Annotated in this window: 11 protein-coding genes and 1 pseudogene; 6 read left to right on the top strand and 6 right to left on the bottom strand. The window is 72.2% G+C overall.

Features of this window, described 5'->3' with window-relative positions; genetic code table 11:
- Positions 1-1,096 (top strand): annotated as a pseudogene (locus ETD86_RS56005) (hypothetical protein); the annotation flags it as partial.
- On the opposite strand, the gene scpA reads toward ETD86_RS56005, so the two are convergent.
- The 5 genes from scpA to ETD86_RS43955 form a co-directional block, all read right to left on the bottom strand.
- A complete protein-coding gene (gene scpA / locus ETD86_RS43935) occupies positions 1,074-3,227 on the bottom strand; it encodes a methylmalonyl-CoA mutase (RefSeq protein ID WP_138672565.1) in 2,154 nt (717 codons plus the stop codon). The pseudogene ETD86_RS56005 and the gene scpA overlap by 23 nt on opposite strands.
- Positions 3,224-5,020, bottom strand: a complete 1,797-nt coding sequence (locus tag ETD86_RS43940; RefSeq protein WP_138672566.1) for a methylmalonyl-CoA mutase subunit beta — start codon at positions 5,018-5,020, stop codon at positions 3,224-3,226. The genes scpA and ETD86_RS43940 overlap by 4 nt, the downstream gene beginning before the upstream one ends.
- Before the next feature lie 52 nt (positions 5,021-5,072).
- Positions 5,073-5,846, bottom strand: a complete 774-nt coding sequence (locus ETD86_RS43945; RefSeq protein WP_138672567.1) for a peptidoglycan recognition protein family protein — start codon at positions 5,844-5,846, stop codon at positions 5,073-5,075.
- A gap of 81 nt (positions 5,847-5,927) precedes the next feature.
- Positions 5,928-6,866, bottom strand: coding sequence for an S-methyl-5-thioribose-1-phosphate isomerase (mtnA, locus tag ETD86_RS43950; protein ID WP_138672568.1), 939 nt, complete (start codon positions 6,864-6,866; stop codon positions 5,928-5,930).
- A gap of 20 nt (positions 6,867-6,886) precedes the next feature.
- Complete coding sequence (locus ETD86_RS43955) at positions 6,887-8,752, bottom strand: CASTOR/POLLUX-related putative ion channel (RefSeq protein WP_138672569.1); 1,866 nt, start codon at positions 8,750-8,752, stop codon at positions 6,887-6,889.
- Between the two features lie 196 nt (positions 8,753-8,948).
- Here ETD86_RS43955 and ETD86_RS43960 point away from each other — a divergent pair, with 196 nt between their 5' ends.
- On the top strand, positions 8,949-10,061 hold the full coding sequence (locus ETD86_RS43960) for a DUF5925 domain-containing protein (RefSeq protein ID WP_138672570.1): 1,113 nt from the start codon (positions 8,949-8,951) through the stop codon (positions 10,059-10,061).
- A 63-nt stretch (positions 10,062-10,124) separates the two neighbouring features.
- On the opposite strand, the gene ETD86_RS43965 is transcribed toward ETD86_RS43960, so the two are convergent.
- Positions 10,125-11,447: an SWIM zinc finger family protein gene (locus ETD86_RS43965; RefSeq protein WP_138672571.1), complete on the bottom strand. Its 1,323-nt coding sequence runs from the start codon at positions 11,445-11,447 to the stop codon at positions 10,125-10,127.
- Positions 11,448-11,539: 92 nt separating this feature from the next.
- Between ETD86_RS43965 and ETD86_RS43970 the strand changes: the two genes are divergently transcribed.
- The 4 genes from ETD86_RS43970 to ETD86_RS43985 form a co-directional block, all read left to right on the top strand.
- Positions 11,540-12,586 carry a C39 family peptidase gene (locus ETD86_RS43970; protein ID WP_246149201.1) on the top strand — a complete coding sequence of 349 codons (1,047 nt, stop codon included), beginning with the start codon at positions 11,540-11,542 and terminating at the stop codon, positions 12,584-12,586.
- 6 nt (positions 12,587-12,592) lie between these two features.
- Positions 12,593-14,461, top strand: a complete 1,869-nt coding sequence (locus tag ETD86_RS43975; RefSeq protein WP_246149204.1) for a dipeptidyl-peptidase 5 — start codon at positions 12,593-12,595, stop codon at positions 14,459-14,461.
- On the top strand, positions 14,458-15,720 hold the full coding sequence (locus ETD86_RS43980) for a M20/M25/M40 family metallo-hydrolase (protein WP_138672572.1): 1,263 nt from the start codon (positions 14,458-14,460) through the stop codon (positions 15,718-15,720). The genes ETD86_RS43975 and ETD86_RS43980 overlap by 4 nt, the downstream gene beginning before the upstream one ends.
- A 71-nt stretch (positions 15,721-15,791) precedes the next feature.
- Positions 15,792-16,239 (top strand): maleylpyruvate isomerase family mycothiol-dependent enzyme (locus tag ETD86_RS43985; protein ID WP_138672573.1); only part of this gene is annotated, 448 nt, incomplete at its 3' end.

Consider the following 16,239-nt stretch of genomic DNA (forward strand, 5'->3'; position numbering starts at 1 on the left):
AGAGTGGACGCACAAGCACCTCCGTACGGTCGCCGCCTCGTATGGCGAAACCGCGCCCCTCCCGGCCGTCCGCCACGACGCCGCATCAGGCCCCGACGCCCACCGTGACACCCCGTCCGACATGGCCGGCCACCACCGGGACCCCGCACCTGGCGCCGAGGCCGAGCAGGCGTCGCAACGCTCCGCCGGGCACGCCGGCGGAGCACCGCGCCCCGACCCGGTGGAAGCCGCCGCACCGCACCGGCCGCCGGTGGCGCGCCGGCCCGCCGCCTCCCACCACGGCCAGTCCCCGTTCGTGCTGCCGGCTCCCGTGGACGCGCCACCGGCCGCCGCCGAGTTCCCCGCCCAGGACGGGCGCGCCACTACCGCCGGAGACGCGACCGGCGGACCTCCGGTCGGCGGACCTCCGACCGGCGGACCTCCGACCGGCGGACATCCGGCCCTTGTCGACATCCTGGTCGCGGGTCAGCCCGGAACCGCCGGCAAGGTGCAGAAACGGTCCGGACGGCGGCTGGTGAAGACCGTGATGATCGCCTTCGCGTCCGGCGTATCCGTCCTGGCGTTGGCCGCCGCCATCGTGTGGCTCACCCCCACGACGCCCACCTCCAAGGCCGACGGAGCTCGGACGGTGACCAGCGCCACCGGCACGCCCACCGAGGCGTCCCCCACCCCCACCAGAACCCAGCGGACCCGTACCGCCAGACCGACCCCGCAGGCCGAAGGCACGCCCAGCATCGTGCCCACCGCCGAGACCACGCTCACCGCCGAGACCACGCCCGCCGCCGGCCGGCTCAGGGTCGCCTACGTGCGGGCGAGCGGCACGCCCAACGGCGACTGCTGGGCGGGCAGTGAGGTGACGCTGCAGGCGATGGTGGCGCGGACCGGCGCGCCGCTGACGTTCGCCTACACCTGGCTCATCGACGGCGCCCCCGTCGCCCGCTCCTCCGCGGTCATCGCCGAGGACGGCCGGCGCTATCTGACCTCTCCGCGCAACCTCACGGGCACGAGCGGCGGCACGCACCGCGTCACCCTGCGGATCACCTCCCCGGTCACCATTCAGCGGTCCACCACGGTCACGCTGTGTGACGGCCTCTGAGCTCCTCCAGCAGATCGAGCGCGGCGTCGGCGATCACGGTGCCCGGCGGGAAGATCGCGGCGGCGCCCGCGGCCCGCAGCTCGTCGTGATCGCCCGGCGGGATGACCCCGCCCACGACGATCATGATGTCGGCGGCGTCGAGGTCGGCCAGCGCCGCGCGCAGCGCCGGCACCAGCGTGAGGTGCCCGGCGGCCAGCGAGGAGACGCCGACGATGTGCACGTCGGCCTCGACGGCCTGCCTGGCGACCTCTTCGGGCGTCTGGAACAGCGGTCCGACGTCGACGTCGAAACCCAGGTCGGCGAAGGCGGTGGCGATCACCTTCTGGCCGCGGTCGTGACCGTCCTGCCCCATCTTGGCCACGAGGATGCGCGGGCGGCGGCCCTCGGCCCGCTCGAAGTCCGCGCAGGCCTGGCGGGCGCGTTCGATGTTGGCGGCGGGGCCGGACTCGTCGCGGTACACCCCTGAGATGGTACGGACCTGCTCGGCGTGCCGGCCGAACACCCGCTCCAGCGCATCGGAGATCTCGCCCACCGTGGCCTTGGCGCGGGCGGCGTCCACGGCCAGCTTGAGCAGGTTGTTGTCCAGGCCGGGCGCCGGGTTGTCGGCCGCCTTGGTGAGCGCGTCGAGCGCGTGCCGCACGGCGACGTCGTCGCGTTCGGCCCTGAGCCTGGCCAGCTTCTCCAGCTGCTGGGCGCGGACGGCGCTGTTGTCGACCTTGAGCACCTCGATGGCCTCGTCGCTCTCGGCGCGGTACTTGTTCACGCCGATCACCGGCTGCCGCCCGGAGTCGATGCGGGCCTGGGTGCGGGCCGCCGCCTCCTCGATGCGCAGCTTCGGCAGCCCGGCCTCGATGGCCCTGGCCATGCCGCCCGCGGCCTCGACCTCCTGGATGTGCTCCCAGGCGCGTTCGGCGAGGTCGTGGGTGAGGCGCTCGACGTAGTAGGAGCCGCCCCAGGGGTCGATCGGGCGGGTGGTGCCGGACTCCTGCTGGAGGAGGAGCTGGGTGTTGCGGGCGATGCGCGCGGAGAAGTCGGTGGGCAGGGCGAGCGCCTCGTCGAGGGCGTTGGTGTGCAGCGACTGCGTGTGGCCCTGGGTGGCGGCCATGGCCTCGACGCAGGTGCGTACGACGTTGTTGAACACGTCCTGCGCGGTCAGCGACCACCCGGACGTCTGGCTGTGGGTACGCAGGCTCAGCGATTTCGGATTCTTCGCGGCGAATCCGGAGACGAGCTTCGCCCACAGCAGCCGCGCGGCGCGCAGCTTGGCGACCTCCATGAAGAAGTTCATGCCGATGCACCAGAAGAACGACAACCGCGGCGCGAACCTGTCGACGTCCATCCCGGCCGCGACCCCGGCCCGCAGGTATTCGACGCCGTCGGCCAGCGTGTACGCCAGCTCCAGGTCACACGTCGCCCCGGCCTCCTGGATGTGGTAGCCGGAGATGCTGATCGAGTTGAACTTCGGCATCTTCTCGCTGGTGTAGGCGAAGATGTCGGAGATGATCCGCATCGACGGCGCCGGCGGGTAGATGTAGGTGTTGCGGACCATGAACTCCTTGAGGATGTCGTTCTGAATGGTCCCGGCCAGCTGCTCCGGCGTGACGCCCTGCTCCTCGGCGGCCACGATGTACAGCGCCAGCACCGGGAGCACGGCGCCGTTCATGGTCATCGACACCGACATCCGGTCGAGCGGGATCCCGTCGAACAGCTGCCGCATGTCGTAGATCGAGTCGATCGCCACCCCGGCCATGCCGACGTCGCCGGCCACGCGCGGGTGGTCGGAGTCGTACCCGCGGTGCGTGGCCAGGTCGAAGGCCACCGACAGGCCCTTCTGGCCGGCGGCGAGGTTGCGGCGGTAGAAGGCGTTGGAGTCCTCGGCCGTGGAGAAGCCGGCGTACTGGCGGATGGTCCACGGCTGGTTGACGTACATGGTGGGGTACGGGCCGCGCAGGTACGGCGCCGCGCCGGGATACGTCCGCAGGAAGTCCAGTCCCTCGAGGTCCTGGGCCGTGTAGAGCGGCTTGACCGCGATGCCCTCGGGCGTCTCCCAGACCTCGCCCTCGGGCTTCGGCTCCCGCGTCCCCCGCTCGGGCAGGGGGTTGAGCGGGATGCCGGAGAAGTCCGGGATCATCGGGTCACCTCCAGGTCGTCGAAGGCCGTGCGCAGCACGCGCAGCGCGTCGCAGCCCGCGTGGAGGGTGGCGTCCACGCCGTCGTACTGCCCCTTCCCCGCCAGCCACACCTTTCTCGCCCCGGCCTTCCTGAGGGCGGCGGCGACGGCGGCGGCGTGCTGGGCGTACAGCTTGTCACTCGAGCACAGGCAGGCGACGGTCGTGCCGGAGACGGCGAAGGCGGTGGCGATCTGCTCGGGATCGGCGCCGGGGCCCGCGGTCTCGGTGGCCAGGCCGCCCGCCTGGAACAGGTTCGCGGCGAACGCGGCCCGCGCGGTGTGGGCGGCCACCGGTCCGATGGTGGCCAGGAACACCTTGGGCCGCTCCGGCTGGGCGTCGGCGAGATCCCGCAACGCCTCGAACTCCTCGGCGTAGCGCACCTTCGGCAGCCCGCCTTCGCCGCTCGGCGCTTCGCCTGGCGCAGCGTGCGCCTCCCACGCCAGGCCGGAGGCGGACGGCGATGCGGACGCGGCCCGGGGCGGAGTGCGGCGGAGGGGCTTCTCGCCCAGGTTCGGGAACTCGCTGACCCCGGTGATCGGGAACCGGCGGTGGGCGATGTCGCCGGCCCGGCGGCCGCGGGTGGCGGCGATCCGGTCGGACACCAGACCGGCGGCCGCGTCGGCGCCGCCCGCGGCCTCGATCTCCTGGAACCACGCCCATGCCCGCTCGGCCAGATCGGCGGTGCGGCGCTCGACGTACCAGGAGCCGCCCGCCGGATCGATCACCCGGCCGACCCCCGACTCCTCCAGCAGCAGCGACTGCGTGTTGCGGGCGATCCGGCGCGAGAACGCGTCCGGCAGCCCGAGGCAGGCGTCGAACGGCTGCACGGTCACCGCCTCGGCCCCGCCCACTCCGGCGGCGAAGCAGGCGACCGTGGTGCGCAGCATGTTCACCCAGGGGTCGCGGGCGGTCATCATGGCGGAGCTGGTGACCGCGTGCTGCCGCTGCGCCCCGTGCGCGGCCGCGCCGCAGGCCTCGGCGACCCGTGCCCACAACCGCCGGGCGGCCCGCAGCTTGGCGACGGTGGCGAACTGGTCGGCGGTGGCGGCGTACCGGAACTCGATCTGCCCTAGCGCTTGCTCAACTGAGAGGCCGGCGCCGGTGAGTGCCCGCAGCTCCGCGACGCCCCGCGCGAGAGAGCAGCCGAGCTCCTCGGCGTCGCTGCCGCCGGCGTCGTGGTACGGGGTGGCGTCCACGGTGACGGCCCGCAGTCCGGCGAACTCGGCGACGCACCGCAGCGCCAGCTCCGCCCCCACGGCGCCCGAGGCCCCCAGGTTGCCGCTGATCGCGACACCTCGCGCGGCGGCCAGCCGGAAGAGCTGCTCGGCGGCCGGGCGCGCCAGCCCGCCGGCCTCCAGCACGACGGGCGCCAGGTCGAGGTAGACGTCCGCGAGCACCGTCTCCAACGCGCCGACCGGGATCGCGCCGTCCCCGACGACCAGCCACAACGAGGTGACGCCGCTCTCCAGGTCGGCCAGCACCGCCTCGGGGTCGGGCACGGCGTGCCGCTGCCGCACGTCCCAGCCGGACACGGCGCGCGACCCGCGCACGTACGGCGACACGCCGGGCAGGCCGGGATCCCCGGGCAGGTCGTCCACGTCATAGAGGGGCGCCACCGCCGGCCCGTCATACGTGTCGCTGGACAGGGCCTCCTCGGGCGAGCCCGCCTCGATCCCGGACTTCCGCAGCACCTCGACCGCGAGCGCCCGCCAGCCGTCCCGGGTCGTGGGCTCGAACCCCGCTGCCAGTTCCATGATTCGGATAGTAGGCGCAATGCCAGGTGACCAGTAACCCCGGGTCGCCCGGTCAGCGGGCAGGGGCCTCCCAGGCCAGCCGCCACGTGAGCGGCCCCACGATCCCATCGTCCTCGATCCCCTGCTGCCGCTGGAACCCGCGGCACACGTCACGCGACCCGGGGCCGTACGCGCCGTCCACGTCCAGCTCCCACCCCCGCGTACGCATCTGCCGCTGCCACGTACGCACGTCCTCGCCCCGCATCACCGGGGGATACTTCAGCAGCCGCCCGGGAAAGGGCGGCGTGTCCGGGGGCGTCGGCGGCGGGGTGCTCCCGCCGGGCCGCGGCGCGCCCCGCCGCACCCAGGCGTAGAGCGGGTCGCCGGGGCAGTCGGTCGAGTAGCCGTCGCGGTGCCCCTTGACCTCCTTGCCGGCGTGGCCGCGGTCGCGTACGTATTGGACCGCGTCGAGTATCGCGTGCAGCACCCCGTCCGGCGGCTGCACCAGGCCCGAGTTGCCCACCAGCCCCAGCACCGCGTAGTGGCCGGCGTTGAGCCCCGGGCCGTTCGCGGCAGGCAGGTGGTGCAGCCCGCGCCCCTCGAACACCTTCCTGTGCGGACAGGCCACGTACGAGTATCCGATGTCGATCCAGGCGTTGCCGTCCATGTGATGGGCCTGGATGGACCGGACGAGCGACACGCATCCGTCGTGGTCGGAGACGATGCCCGGATTGACCCGGCCGCCCGTGTAGTGGACCTTCACGCCCTTGGTCGAGTCAAGTTGGGTGTAGTCGCCGCGCGGCGCGCGAGCGTTCCAGTCGCGCCGTAACACCAGGTCAATGGCCACGGTGAACTCCGGGAGTCGTCGGGACCACCGAGCGTAACGCGGCCTAAGCGGACAGGTCCGGGAGTTCGGAGATTTGGTTTCCTAAGGCCTGATCACTCGCTTGTCCGTCACAATGGCGGTGATCAGGTCATGGGGGGTCACGTCGAAGGCCGGGTTCAGCGTCGGAGTGCCCTCGGGCGCCACCCGGACGCCCCAGAACGACACGATCTCCTCGTCACCCCGGTCCTCGATCCTGATGTGCTCGCCCGAGGGCGTGGCCTGGTCGATGGTGGTTTCCGGCGCGACCACGATGAACGGCACCCCGGCACGTTCCGCGCCGAGCGCGAGCGCGTACGAGCCGATCTTGTTGGCGGTGTCGCCGTTGGCGGCGATGCGGTCCGCGCCGATGAGCACCGCGTCCACCTCGCCCTGGGCCAGCAGGTACGGGCCCGCCGAGTCGGCGATGAGCCGGTGCGGCGCGCCCATCCTGCCCAGCTCCCAGGTGGTGAGCCTGGCGCCCTGCAGCAGGGGCCGGGTCTCGAGCGCGAGCACCTCGGCCAGCCGCCCGCGCTCGTGCAGCGTCTGCACGACGCCGAGTGCGGTGCCACGTTCGACGGCGGCCAGACCGCCGGTGTTGCACACGGTCATGATCCGCAGCCGCTCGCCTTCGAGCAGGTCGGCGCCGCGCTCCCCCATGGCCTTGCAGGCGGCGATGTCGTCGTCGCGCACGCGCAGCGCAGCGGCCAGCACGGCCTCGCGGCCCTCGGGCAGGTGCGCGGCGGCCCGGTCGACGCCCCAGGCGAGATTGACGGCGGTGGGCCGGGCGGCGCGGAGCCTGGCGATCTGCGCCTGGTCGCCGTCGGCCAGCACGACGCCGAACGCGCCGGCCACGCCGAGCGCGGGCGCGCCCCGCACGGCCAGCCGCTGGATGGCGTCGACGAGCTCGTCCACGGTGCGGACGCGGAGCATCACGCATTTGTCGGGCAGCAGCGTCTGGTCCACGAGCTCGACGGCGCCGTCGACCCAGTCGATGGTCCTCACGAAGCAAACGGTAGTACGCCTCAGCGCTCGGCCAGGACGATCACCGAGTCGCGCGCGCCGAGGACGATCGGCTCGGACTTGCTCGGGTTGAGCACGATGCCGTAGTGCGGCGGGTGGTTACGTGCCGCGGAGTCACGGTAGCCGATGGCGGTCTCGCCCCTGCGCCGGGCGGCCTCCACGACGGTGGAGAACGTCACCGTCGTGCCCGTCGTGACGTAGGTGCCGGCCGGGCGGGGGTAGATCTCCGACCCGCGTGAGTCGAAGAGGTAGCCGAACACGTCCGCCAGGTGCTTGTTCTCGGCCAGCTGCGCGAGGAGCAGGCCGATGACGGTGTCGCTGATCACGATGTCGTCGGCCTCGGTGACCTCCGCCAGGGCGCGGTTGTTCTCGTCGTGCATCTCGCTGACGATCGAGTAGTGCTCGCCGAGCGTGCTCTGCATGTCGCGGAGCTGCAGCAGCGTCATGAGCGTGCGCGTGTCGGAGTGGTGCGCGTCGAAGCGGTCGTCGGACAGCACGATGACGTGCTGGAAGAGGCCGACGCCGAGCGACTCGAGCGCGAACCTGTCGGTGGTGTCGCAGTCCTTGACGTTCACGGTGAGGTTGAGCACCCCGGCCAGGCCGGTGCCGGCCTTGGGGTGGTCGGCGGCGATCTCCAGGACGGAGCCGGGCGCCACGTACGCGTCGAGGTAGCGGACGATCTGCTCGGCCCGGCCGTTCCAGTTGAGCAGGAGCGTGCGCTCGGGCTCGGGCGCACGGCGGCCGGCCGCCACGATGGCGGCTTCGTCCAGGGACGGCTTGCCGGCGGCCAGGCGGACGTGGGAGTCGTCGTGCGCGATGACGATGATCTCGTCGTCGGCGTTGATCACGGTGTCGGACGACGGGTTCAGCACCACGCCGGACGGCCGGCGCAGGCCGATGACGGAGGCGGTCTGGTACGCGTGCAGCGCCTCCCCGTACGTGACGCCGACGAGCTTCTTCGGGGTGCGCATGTAGATCTCGCCGCCGTCGAAGTTCAGCAGGTCCATGCAGACCACGGACATGCCGGACTGGCGCGAGGACTGCACGATCAGCCGGGAGGCGGTGTCGTCGGAGTCGACCAGGTGCACGTCCGGGCCGCCGGCCAGGCGGGCGGCGGCGATGTTGCGGCTGGAGGCGAGGGCGGCGACCACCGGCGGGTGAGTGCCGGTGCGCTTGGCCAGCGCGAGCAGGATCTTGATCACGTGCGCGTCCGGGTCCTCGCCCTCGGGCGAGAGCACGACGACGGAGCGGGCGGTGCTCAGGTTCATCAGCGCGAGGTCGCGCGGCTCGGTGGCCCGTCCGGTGCGGCACACCAGCCGGGTGCGGCCCAAATCGCCGACATGCTCGCGGATGGCCTCCTCCATCGCCAGCTTGTCACGTTCCGCCAGCACGGCGATGACGGAGCGCTTCTGGCTGGCGTGAGCCTTGACCAGCTCGCCCACGATCGTGAACACCTGGTCCGACCAGCCGAGCACGACCGTGTGATCGGACTCGACGATCCGCGAGCGGCCCCTGCGCAGGCGGTCCACCTTCTGCTTGAGCCCGTTCGACAGCAGGCCGACGAGCATGCTGACGATGAACAGGCCGCCGAGCGAACCGGCGAACATCACGGCCATGTACGCGATCGAGCCCTTGTCGCTGGCCACCTTGCTCGGGGTGAGAGCGTGCATCAGGGCGATCCACAGCACCTCCCCGGCGTGCCCGACCCCCGACGGCTCGCCGGGAGCCAGCCAGAGCGTGAGCGCGGCCACGACCACGATCAACCCCACCGACACCACCGCGAGCCAGCCGATCAGCGAGGCGGTGCCCTTGGACATGGTGTTGTCGAACCAGTACCGCGTCCGCTCACGGAACGTGATTTTCGACACTTTCCCCGATACCTCCGTGAAAGGAGTGATTTAACCCAGCGCACCAAGGTACCGGGGCGATCTTCACTTCCGCACGGCGACAGGTAACGTATCGGCCATAGTGTGCCCCGGCCCCGCATCGCAGACCGGTACGCTCAGCGAGAACCACCGCCAAAACCCTTCGACATCGGACGTGGAGGCCTAGATCATTGACGGTATGTCTGTGATTAGGGAGGTGCCGTTCCCGAGCCCGGACTCCTCCGAGCTGCCGATGAACATCTGGCTCGACGACGCCGACTCCGCCATCGACGTGATCGACGCGCTGGCGCTGTCGCCGTTCGCGACCGGCGCCCAGCCCTGGTCCCGCCTGGCCAATCTGGAGCGCGTGCGCCCCGACGCCCCGCTCGCCCCCGCGAGCGGCCGGGTGCTGCGCACGGCGCGTGTCGAGGACGGCTCGGAGTCGCGGCTGATCAGCGGCGACGGCTGGACCCTGCGGGTCATCCGCCACCGCAACCGCACCGCGATGGTCAGCGTGACGGCGGAGACCGAGGAGCTGGCCAAGACCGTGCTCCAGGAGAGCATCGACGGCGCGGAAGAGGCGGTCCCCGAGGCCGACCACGTCGAGATGGGTTTCTGGTGGCGCGGCATGCACGGCGGCACCCGCTCGGAGAAGCCGATCACCGCGCAGCCCTGGTCCGAGATCAGCGGAAACTACCCGGGGAAGGTGCGCCCGGCCATCGACAAGCTGATGTCGGTCACGCCTGGGGACGTCAACGGCCGCCTCATCCTCCTGCACGGTCAGCCGGGCACCGGCAAGACGACGCTGCTGCGCACGCTGGCCAAGCAGTGGCGCGAGTGGTGCCAGGTGGACTGCGTGCTCGACCCGGAGCGCCTGTTCGACGAGCCCGGCTACCTCATGGAGGTGGCGGTCGGCTACGACTCCGACGACGAGGAGACGCAGCGGTGGCGGCTGCTCGTCCTGGAGGACTGCGACGAGCTGATCAGCGCGGGCGCCAAGGCGCAGGCGGGCCAAGGCCTGTCGCGCCTGCTCAACCTGACCGACGGCCTGCTCGGGCAGGGCCGCGACGTGCTGGTGGCCATCACCACGAACGAGGACCTGGCCCGGCTCCACCCCGCCGTCATCCGCCCGGGCCGCTGCCTGGCGCAGCTCGAGGTCGGCGCGCTCAGCAGGGACGAGGCCGTCGCGTGGCTCGGCACGTCGGAGGGCGTGGGCGCGTCGGGGGCGACGCTCGCGGAGCTGTACGCCATCCGCTCCGGCCGCGCGATCACCCCCGCCGCGAGCGACGAGTCCACGGGCCTGTACCTCTAGGCCGGGCCGTGGGTGCCGGGCCTTAGGTCTGGTGCGGTGGAGGCGCCGGGCCGCCGATCGAGGTCATGTGGTCACCTCGACGGCCACCCTGGCGGCGATCCTGGCCGCCAGGACGTGCTTGCAGGGCCCGCGCGACCCCCGGTGGTCGAACCACCAGGGGCACGTGCACTCGCCCGCTTCGATGCGCACGCGGCGCACCCCGCCGTCGGTCGTCACCTCGGCCGCGTCGCCCAGCAGCCGCACGGCGCCCAACTCCACCAGCGCGTGGGCCGCCGTCAGCCGGGGGTTGAGCTGGGCGACCTGCTCCTTGTCGTACGGCAGCTCCCGGTGGAAATGGGCCGCCTCGTGCAGGTCATAGCCGACGCGGCCGGCGGTGCCGAGCTGGGTGAGCGCGGCGCGTACCCGCTCGATCGTCAGGCCGGAGCGGTCGGCGAGCAGCCCCAGCTCGACCGTGGGCTCGAAGTTGAGCAGCATGCCCACCACGTCGGCGTCCCCGGCGGCCTCGTCGGTGGCCAGGTCGGCGAGGACGGCGCCCTCGCCGGAGAAGCCGCGCCACGGCTCGGGCGAGATGGCGAGGGTGTAGCGCATCCCGGGCAGCTCCAGCTCCCACGCGCTGGCCGTGCCGTCGGCGGGGCCGTACACGCGGAGTTTCCTGGCGAAGCACAGCAGCGGCATCAGCGTCGCCACCCGCCCGGTGCCCGACAGGCAGACGCCGCCGCGCGCGGGACCGGAGGAGACGCGCAGGTCACGACCGGAGGGCACCGCCCAGACGGTGGAACGCGCGCCGCGCGGCAGCGAGCGCAGGAAACGTACGGCGTGCGGCCCGGCCAGCTCGGCCCGCAGGTCGAACCCGGCCGCGATCACCTGCACCTCGGCGAACCCGCGCAACCACCGCGACGGCAGCGGCACCTTCTTCTCCACGACCGCCCCGTCGAGCGTGGTGACCGTCAGCTCGTCGGGCCCGACGCCCAGGTGGAGCGGGTCCCGGCCGCCCACCCTGGCCAGGGCCTCGCGCAGCGGCCCGTTGACGTCGACGTTGGTGGTGCCCCGGTCCAGCACGTCACCGTCGAGCTCCAGCACGTCGAGCCGGGCGTAGACGCCGCCGCAGGCCGAGAACGACTCGAACCTCAGCCGCCCGCCGTCACAGGTCACCACCGGGTCGCGGGTCCAGCCGGGGCGGGGCTGGTGGTAGCGGGTGAGCGCCGCGTCCGCCACGGCCAGCAGCCCGGCCGCGGCCGGGGCCGCCTGGGTGAGCAGCCCGCTGAAGAACCTGGGGTGGGTCTGCGGGCCGGATAACGCCGTGCCGCCCGAGGTCGAGAGCCCGAGCCGGCCGCCGGCCAGCGTGGAGGGCCCGGCGTAGGAATATGCCTGTACCGCTTGAGTCATGCCCCGCACGATAGAGATCTTCACCGACACAATCCGGCTGGTACGTAAACCATCCGATGTGCGACATGAAGTGCGAAACCAGAATATGCCTGGTGCTCGCCGTCGATCTGGCCCGTGTCTCCTTCTTCCGCTTCGCCGTGCCCGGCACGGCTGAGGACGTGTGGACGAGCGAGGAACGCGAGATCGGTTTTCCCGCCACCCAGCTCGTGGCCTCGTGGACGGCGCGAACCCCGCCGGGTGCGTGGATCGAGGTCGCGCTTCGGGCCAGGGCCGCGTCAGGGGCCCGTACCAAGTGGTACGTGATGGGGCGATGGTCCGAACACGGCAGTCCGCGCACGTCGGTGCCGGGGCAGGGCGACGAGGACGGGGACGTGGCGGTGGACACGTTCGTGGCCAGGCGGCCGGTGGTGGCGTACCAGGTGCGGATCACCCGGCACGGCGCGGGCGCCCTGGTCACCGGGCTCGGCGTGATGGCCTCGGCCGTGCCGCAGCGATCCATGGCGCCCAGCGAGCGCGTCGCGGCGGAGCCGGTGGAGCTGGCGGTGCCGCGGTATTCGCAACACGCGCACGCGGGGCACCATCCGCGTCTCGACGGCGGCGGCGCCAACTGGTGCAGCCCGGCGTCGGTGGCCATGGTGCTCGGCTACTGGGGCCGCGGCCCGGAGCTCCGCGAGCTGGACTGGGTGGGGGCGGGCGATCCGGCGCCGATCGTCGACCACGCGGCCATGGGCACGTACGACGAGAGCTACCAGGGCACCGGGAACTGGCCGTTCAACGTGGCGTACGCGGGGCGGTACGGGCTGGCGGGGTTCGTGACCCGGCTGCGGTCGGCGGCGGAGCTCGAGTTGTTCGTCCGCGCCGGGATCCCGGTGATCACGTCGCAGTCGTTCAAGGCCCGCGAGCTGCCCGGTTCCTGCTACTCCACCAACGGGCACATCCTGGTCGTGGCCGGCGTCACGGCCGGGGGCGACGTCGTCGTGAACGACCCCGCCGCGCCGCGCGACGACGAGGTCCGGCGGGTCTATCCGCGGGCGGCGTTCGAGAACGTGTGGCTCAGGAGCTCGGGCAGCGGCGGCATCGTGTACGTGCTGCATCCGCCGGGGCACCCTCTTCCTCTCTGTACCGACGGCAATTGGTGAGTTGTTTTGAGCATTCGACCGATCGACGTGGCCCGTACCGACGGCAGGCCTCTGTGGGTGGAGGCGGTGGCCACGCCCGCCGGAGTCGAGACCTGGTGGGACGAGCCGCGCCCGCATGAGGGCGGCAGGCGGTGCGTCGTGCGCCGGCTGCCCGACGGCACCCGTACCGACGTGCTGCCCCCGGGGTGGAACGCGCGCAACCGGGTGGTCGAGTACGGCGGCCGCTCCTGGCGACCGCTGCCGGGCGGCGGGCTGGTCTTCACGAACTGGGCCGACCAGCGCCTTTACCGGCTCGACGGCCCGGTTGGTGCAGCGCCGCCCGTGCCGATCAGCCCCGAGGGCCCCTCGCGCTATGCCGACCTCTACCTCCCGCCAGGCAGGGACGAGGTGTGGGCCGTGCGGGAGACGGACGACGTGCGGGACATCGTCGCGGTGCCGCTGGACGGCGGTCCGCTCAAGGTGATCGCCAAAGCCCACCATTTCCTGATGAATCCCCGCATTTCGCCTGGCGGGCGATATGTCGCTTGGATCGGTTGGAATCACCCGAACATGCCCTGGGACGGCACCGAGCTGTGCGTGGCTCCGCTGCGCGCGGACGGCACGGCCGGCGAGCACCGCGTGGTCGCCGGTGGTCCCCAGGAGTCGGTCACGCAGGCCGAGTGGCGTGACGACGGCTCCCTGTACGCGGCGACCGACCCCACCGGCTGGTGGAACATCCACCTCGTCCACGTGGACGGCTCCCCCGGCCGTAACCTCACGCCGATGGAGCTGGAGTTCGGCGACGCGGCGTGGAAGCCGGGGCTGACGTACTTCGCCGTCGCGGAGGACGGCAGGCTGGCCGTGATCTACGGCACGGGCGACGGCCGCCACCTCGGCGTGCTCGACCCGGACACCGGTGAGCTACGGGAGATCGGCGGCTCGGCCACCCACTGGTCCGCGACCATCTCGGTGGCCGGCGGCAGGGCGGCGGCCGTGCAGGCGACCCCGTACACGCCGATGGAGGTGACCCTGGTCGACCTCGACGGGGGCGGGAGCGAGGTCGTGTCGGCCCAGAAGCCGCTGCCGGACCGCGCCCTGCTGCCCACACCGGAGGCCGTGACGATCGAGGGGGTGCACGCGCACCTCTACCCGCCGTCCGGGGTCAAGGGCCCCGGGCCGTACGTGATCTTCGTGCACGGCGGTCCCACCATGCACCTGCCGATGGTGCTCGACCTGGAAATCTCCTACTTCACCAGCCGCGGCATCGGCGTGGCCGTGGTGAACTACGGCGGCTCCACCGGCTACGGCCGCGCCTACCGGGAGCGGCTGCGCCACCAGTGGGGCGTGGTGGACGTGAGCGACTGCGCCAAGGTGGCCCGCGGCCTGGTCGAGCTGGGCCGCGCCGACGCCGCGAAGCTCGCCGTCCGGGGCGGCAGCGCCGGCGGATGGACCACGGTGGCGGCGCTCGTGCACAGCGACGTGTTCGCGGGCGGAGTGGCCCACTACGCGATCACCGACCCGGAGAGCTGGGCGGCCGAGACGCACGACTTCGAGTCCCGCTACCTGGACGGCCTGGTGGGCCCGCTGCCCGAGACGCGGCAGCGCTACACCGAGCGCTCGCCCCTGCTGAACGCCGCCCGCGCGTCCGGCCCGTGCCTCATGCTGCACGGCCTGGAGGACGCGATCGTGGACGTCGCGCAGGCCGAACGCTTCACCGCCGAATTGGACAAACATGGCAAAGAGTGGGCACTGTTGACCTTCCCCGGCGAGCAGCACGGCTGGCGCAGGGAGGAGACCATCGTCGCGGCGCTCGAGGCCGAGCTGGCCTTCTACGGGCTGATCTTCGACATGGAGACACCCGAGGTGCCGCCGCTGAAGTTGAAGGGGAGAACGTGAAGAGCGTCGCCGAGATCTGCTCGGATCTGATCAGGTTCGACACCACCAATCCGGGATCGGGCGAGCGCCCGGCGGCCGAGTACGTCGCCACACTGCTGGCCGACGCGGGCCTGGAGCCGGTCGTGTTCGAGTCGGCGCCGAAGCGGACCACGGTCGTGGCCAGGATCGACGGCGACTCCCCCGACGCGCTGCTGATCCACGGCCATCTGGACGTGGTGCCCGCAGATCCGGCCGAGTGGCGGATGCACCCGTTCTCCGGGGAGATCGTGGACGGCTGCGTGTACGGCCGGGGCGCGGTCGACATGAAGGGCTCGTGCGCGATGACCCTCGCGACGGTGTGCGACCTGGCCGTCAAGGGAGTGCGGCCCAAGCGGGACCTCGTGGTGGCGTTCCTGGCCGACGAGGAGGCGACCGGCGACTACGGGTCGCGGCACGCGGTGAGTGAGCACCGGGAGTTGTTCGACGGCGTCAGCGAGGCGATCAGCGAGTCCGGCGGCTTCAGCGTGGCCTCCGGCGGGCACCGTGTCTACCCGATCGCCGTGGGCGAGCGCGGGACCGCCTGGATGAAGCTCACCGCGCACGGCGTGGCCGGGCACGGCTCGCGTCCCCCGGTGGACAACCCGGTCGCCACGCTGGTGCACGCGCTGTCGCGGGTGGCCTCCTACCAGTGGCCGGTACGCCTGACGCCGTCGGTCGCGGCACTGCTCGAAAACCTGTCGGAGATCACCGGGCAGCCGATCGACCTGGACCGGCTGGACGCGGAGGCCGTCCGGCTCGGACCGCTCGGCGGCCTGTTCAAGAGCCAGATCCGCAACTCGGCGAACCCGACGATGCTGGACGCCGGCTACAAGGTCAACGTGGTGCCCGCGACGGCGGAGGCGCACGTGGACGGGCGTTACATGCCGGGGCTGCGGGAGGAGTTCCTCGCGACGATCGACGAGCTGCTCGGGCCGAAGATCACCCGCGAGTTCGTCAACCTGGAGGACGCGCCCGCGGCGCCGTACCCGTCGGCGTTCTTCGACGAGCTGGCCGGGGCGCTGGTGGCCGAGGACGCGCTCGCCCGGCCGGTGCCGTACGTGATGAGCGGCGGCACGGACGCCAAGTCGTTCGCCAGGATCGGCATCAAGGGGTACGGTTTCGCGCCGCTCATGCTCCGGCCCGACCTGGACTACTTTGGGATGTTCCATGGGAAGGACGAGCGGGTGCCGGTGGAGGGCCTGGAGTTCGGCACCCGCGTCCTCACCCGCCTGCTGGTGTGAACCGCGAGATTCTATGGAACAAATCATTCCGTTCTGCTAGAGTGAGAGTCACCACGAAAGGGGGCACTCCGATGAGCGGAGCCGTAATCTCCAGCGGTTGGGACGTCCTGGACGCCTCACACGAGGCACTGCGCACGACGGTCCGCGCCGTTCCCGCGGACGGCTGGCACCTGCCCACTCCTTGCTCCAGCTGGACGGTCACCCAGGTCTTCCAGCACGCCGTAGGCGACCAGCTCGGCTTCGCCGCCGCGCTGACCGGCGAGCCCGGCCCCAGCTTCGACCCGTTCGACCCGTCGGGCGTTCTGGAAGGAGATCCGTCGGCGTTCATGGAGGACGCCCTGGCGCGCACGGCCAGGGCGTGGGCAGGCGTCGACCGCAACGACGCCGACGTGTCGACGCCGGTGCCGCCGCACAAGATGTCCCCGTGGTCCGGCTCGGCGGCGTGCGGTCTCGACGCCGCCGTGCACGCCTGGGACATCGCCCTCGCGACGGGCCGGCCGTCCCCGCTCACCCCCGAGC

The organism is Nonomuraea turkmeniaca, from assembly GCF_005889735.1.
In the GTDB taxonomy this organism is placed as follows: domain Bacteria; phylum Actinomycetota; class Actinomycetes; order Streptosporangiales; family Streptosporangiaceae; genus Nonomuraea; species Nonomuraea turkmeniaca.

Bases quoted from the DNA above. Each gene is read 5' to 3' on its own strand.
- ETD86_RS43965 (WP_138672571.1), bottom strand. From the start codon at position 11,447: ATGACTCAAGCGGTACAGGCATATTCCTACGCCGGGCCCTCCACGCTG.
- ETD86_RS43960 (WP_138672570.1), top strand. From the start codon at position 8,949: ATGTCTGTGATTAGGGAGGTGCCGTTCCCGAGCCCGGACTCCTCCGAG.
- scpA (WP_138672565.1), bottom strand. From the start codon at position 3,227: ATGATCCCGGACTTCTCCGGCATCCCGCTCAACCCCCTGCCCGAGCGG.
- ETD86_RS43940 (WP_138672566.1), bottom strand. From the start codon at position 5,020: ATGGAACTGGCAGCGGGGTTCGAGCCCACGACCCGGGACGGCTGGCGG.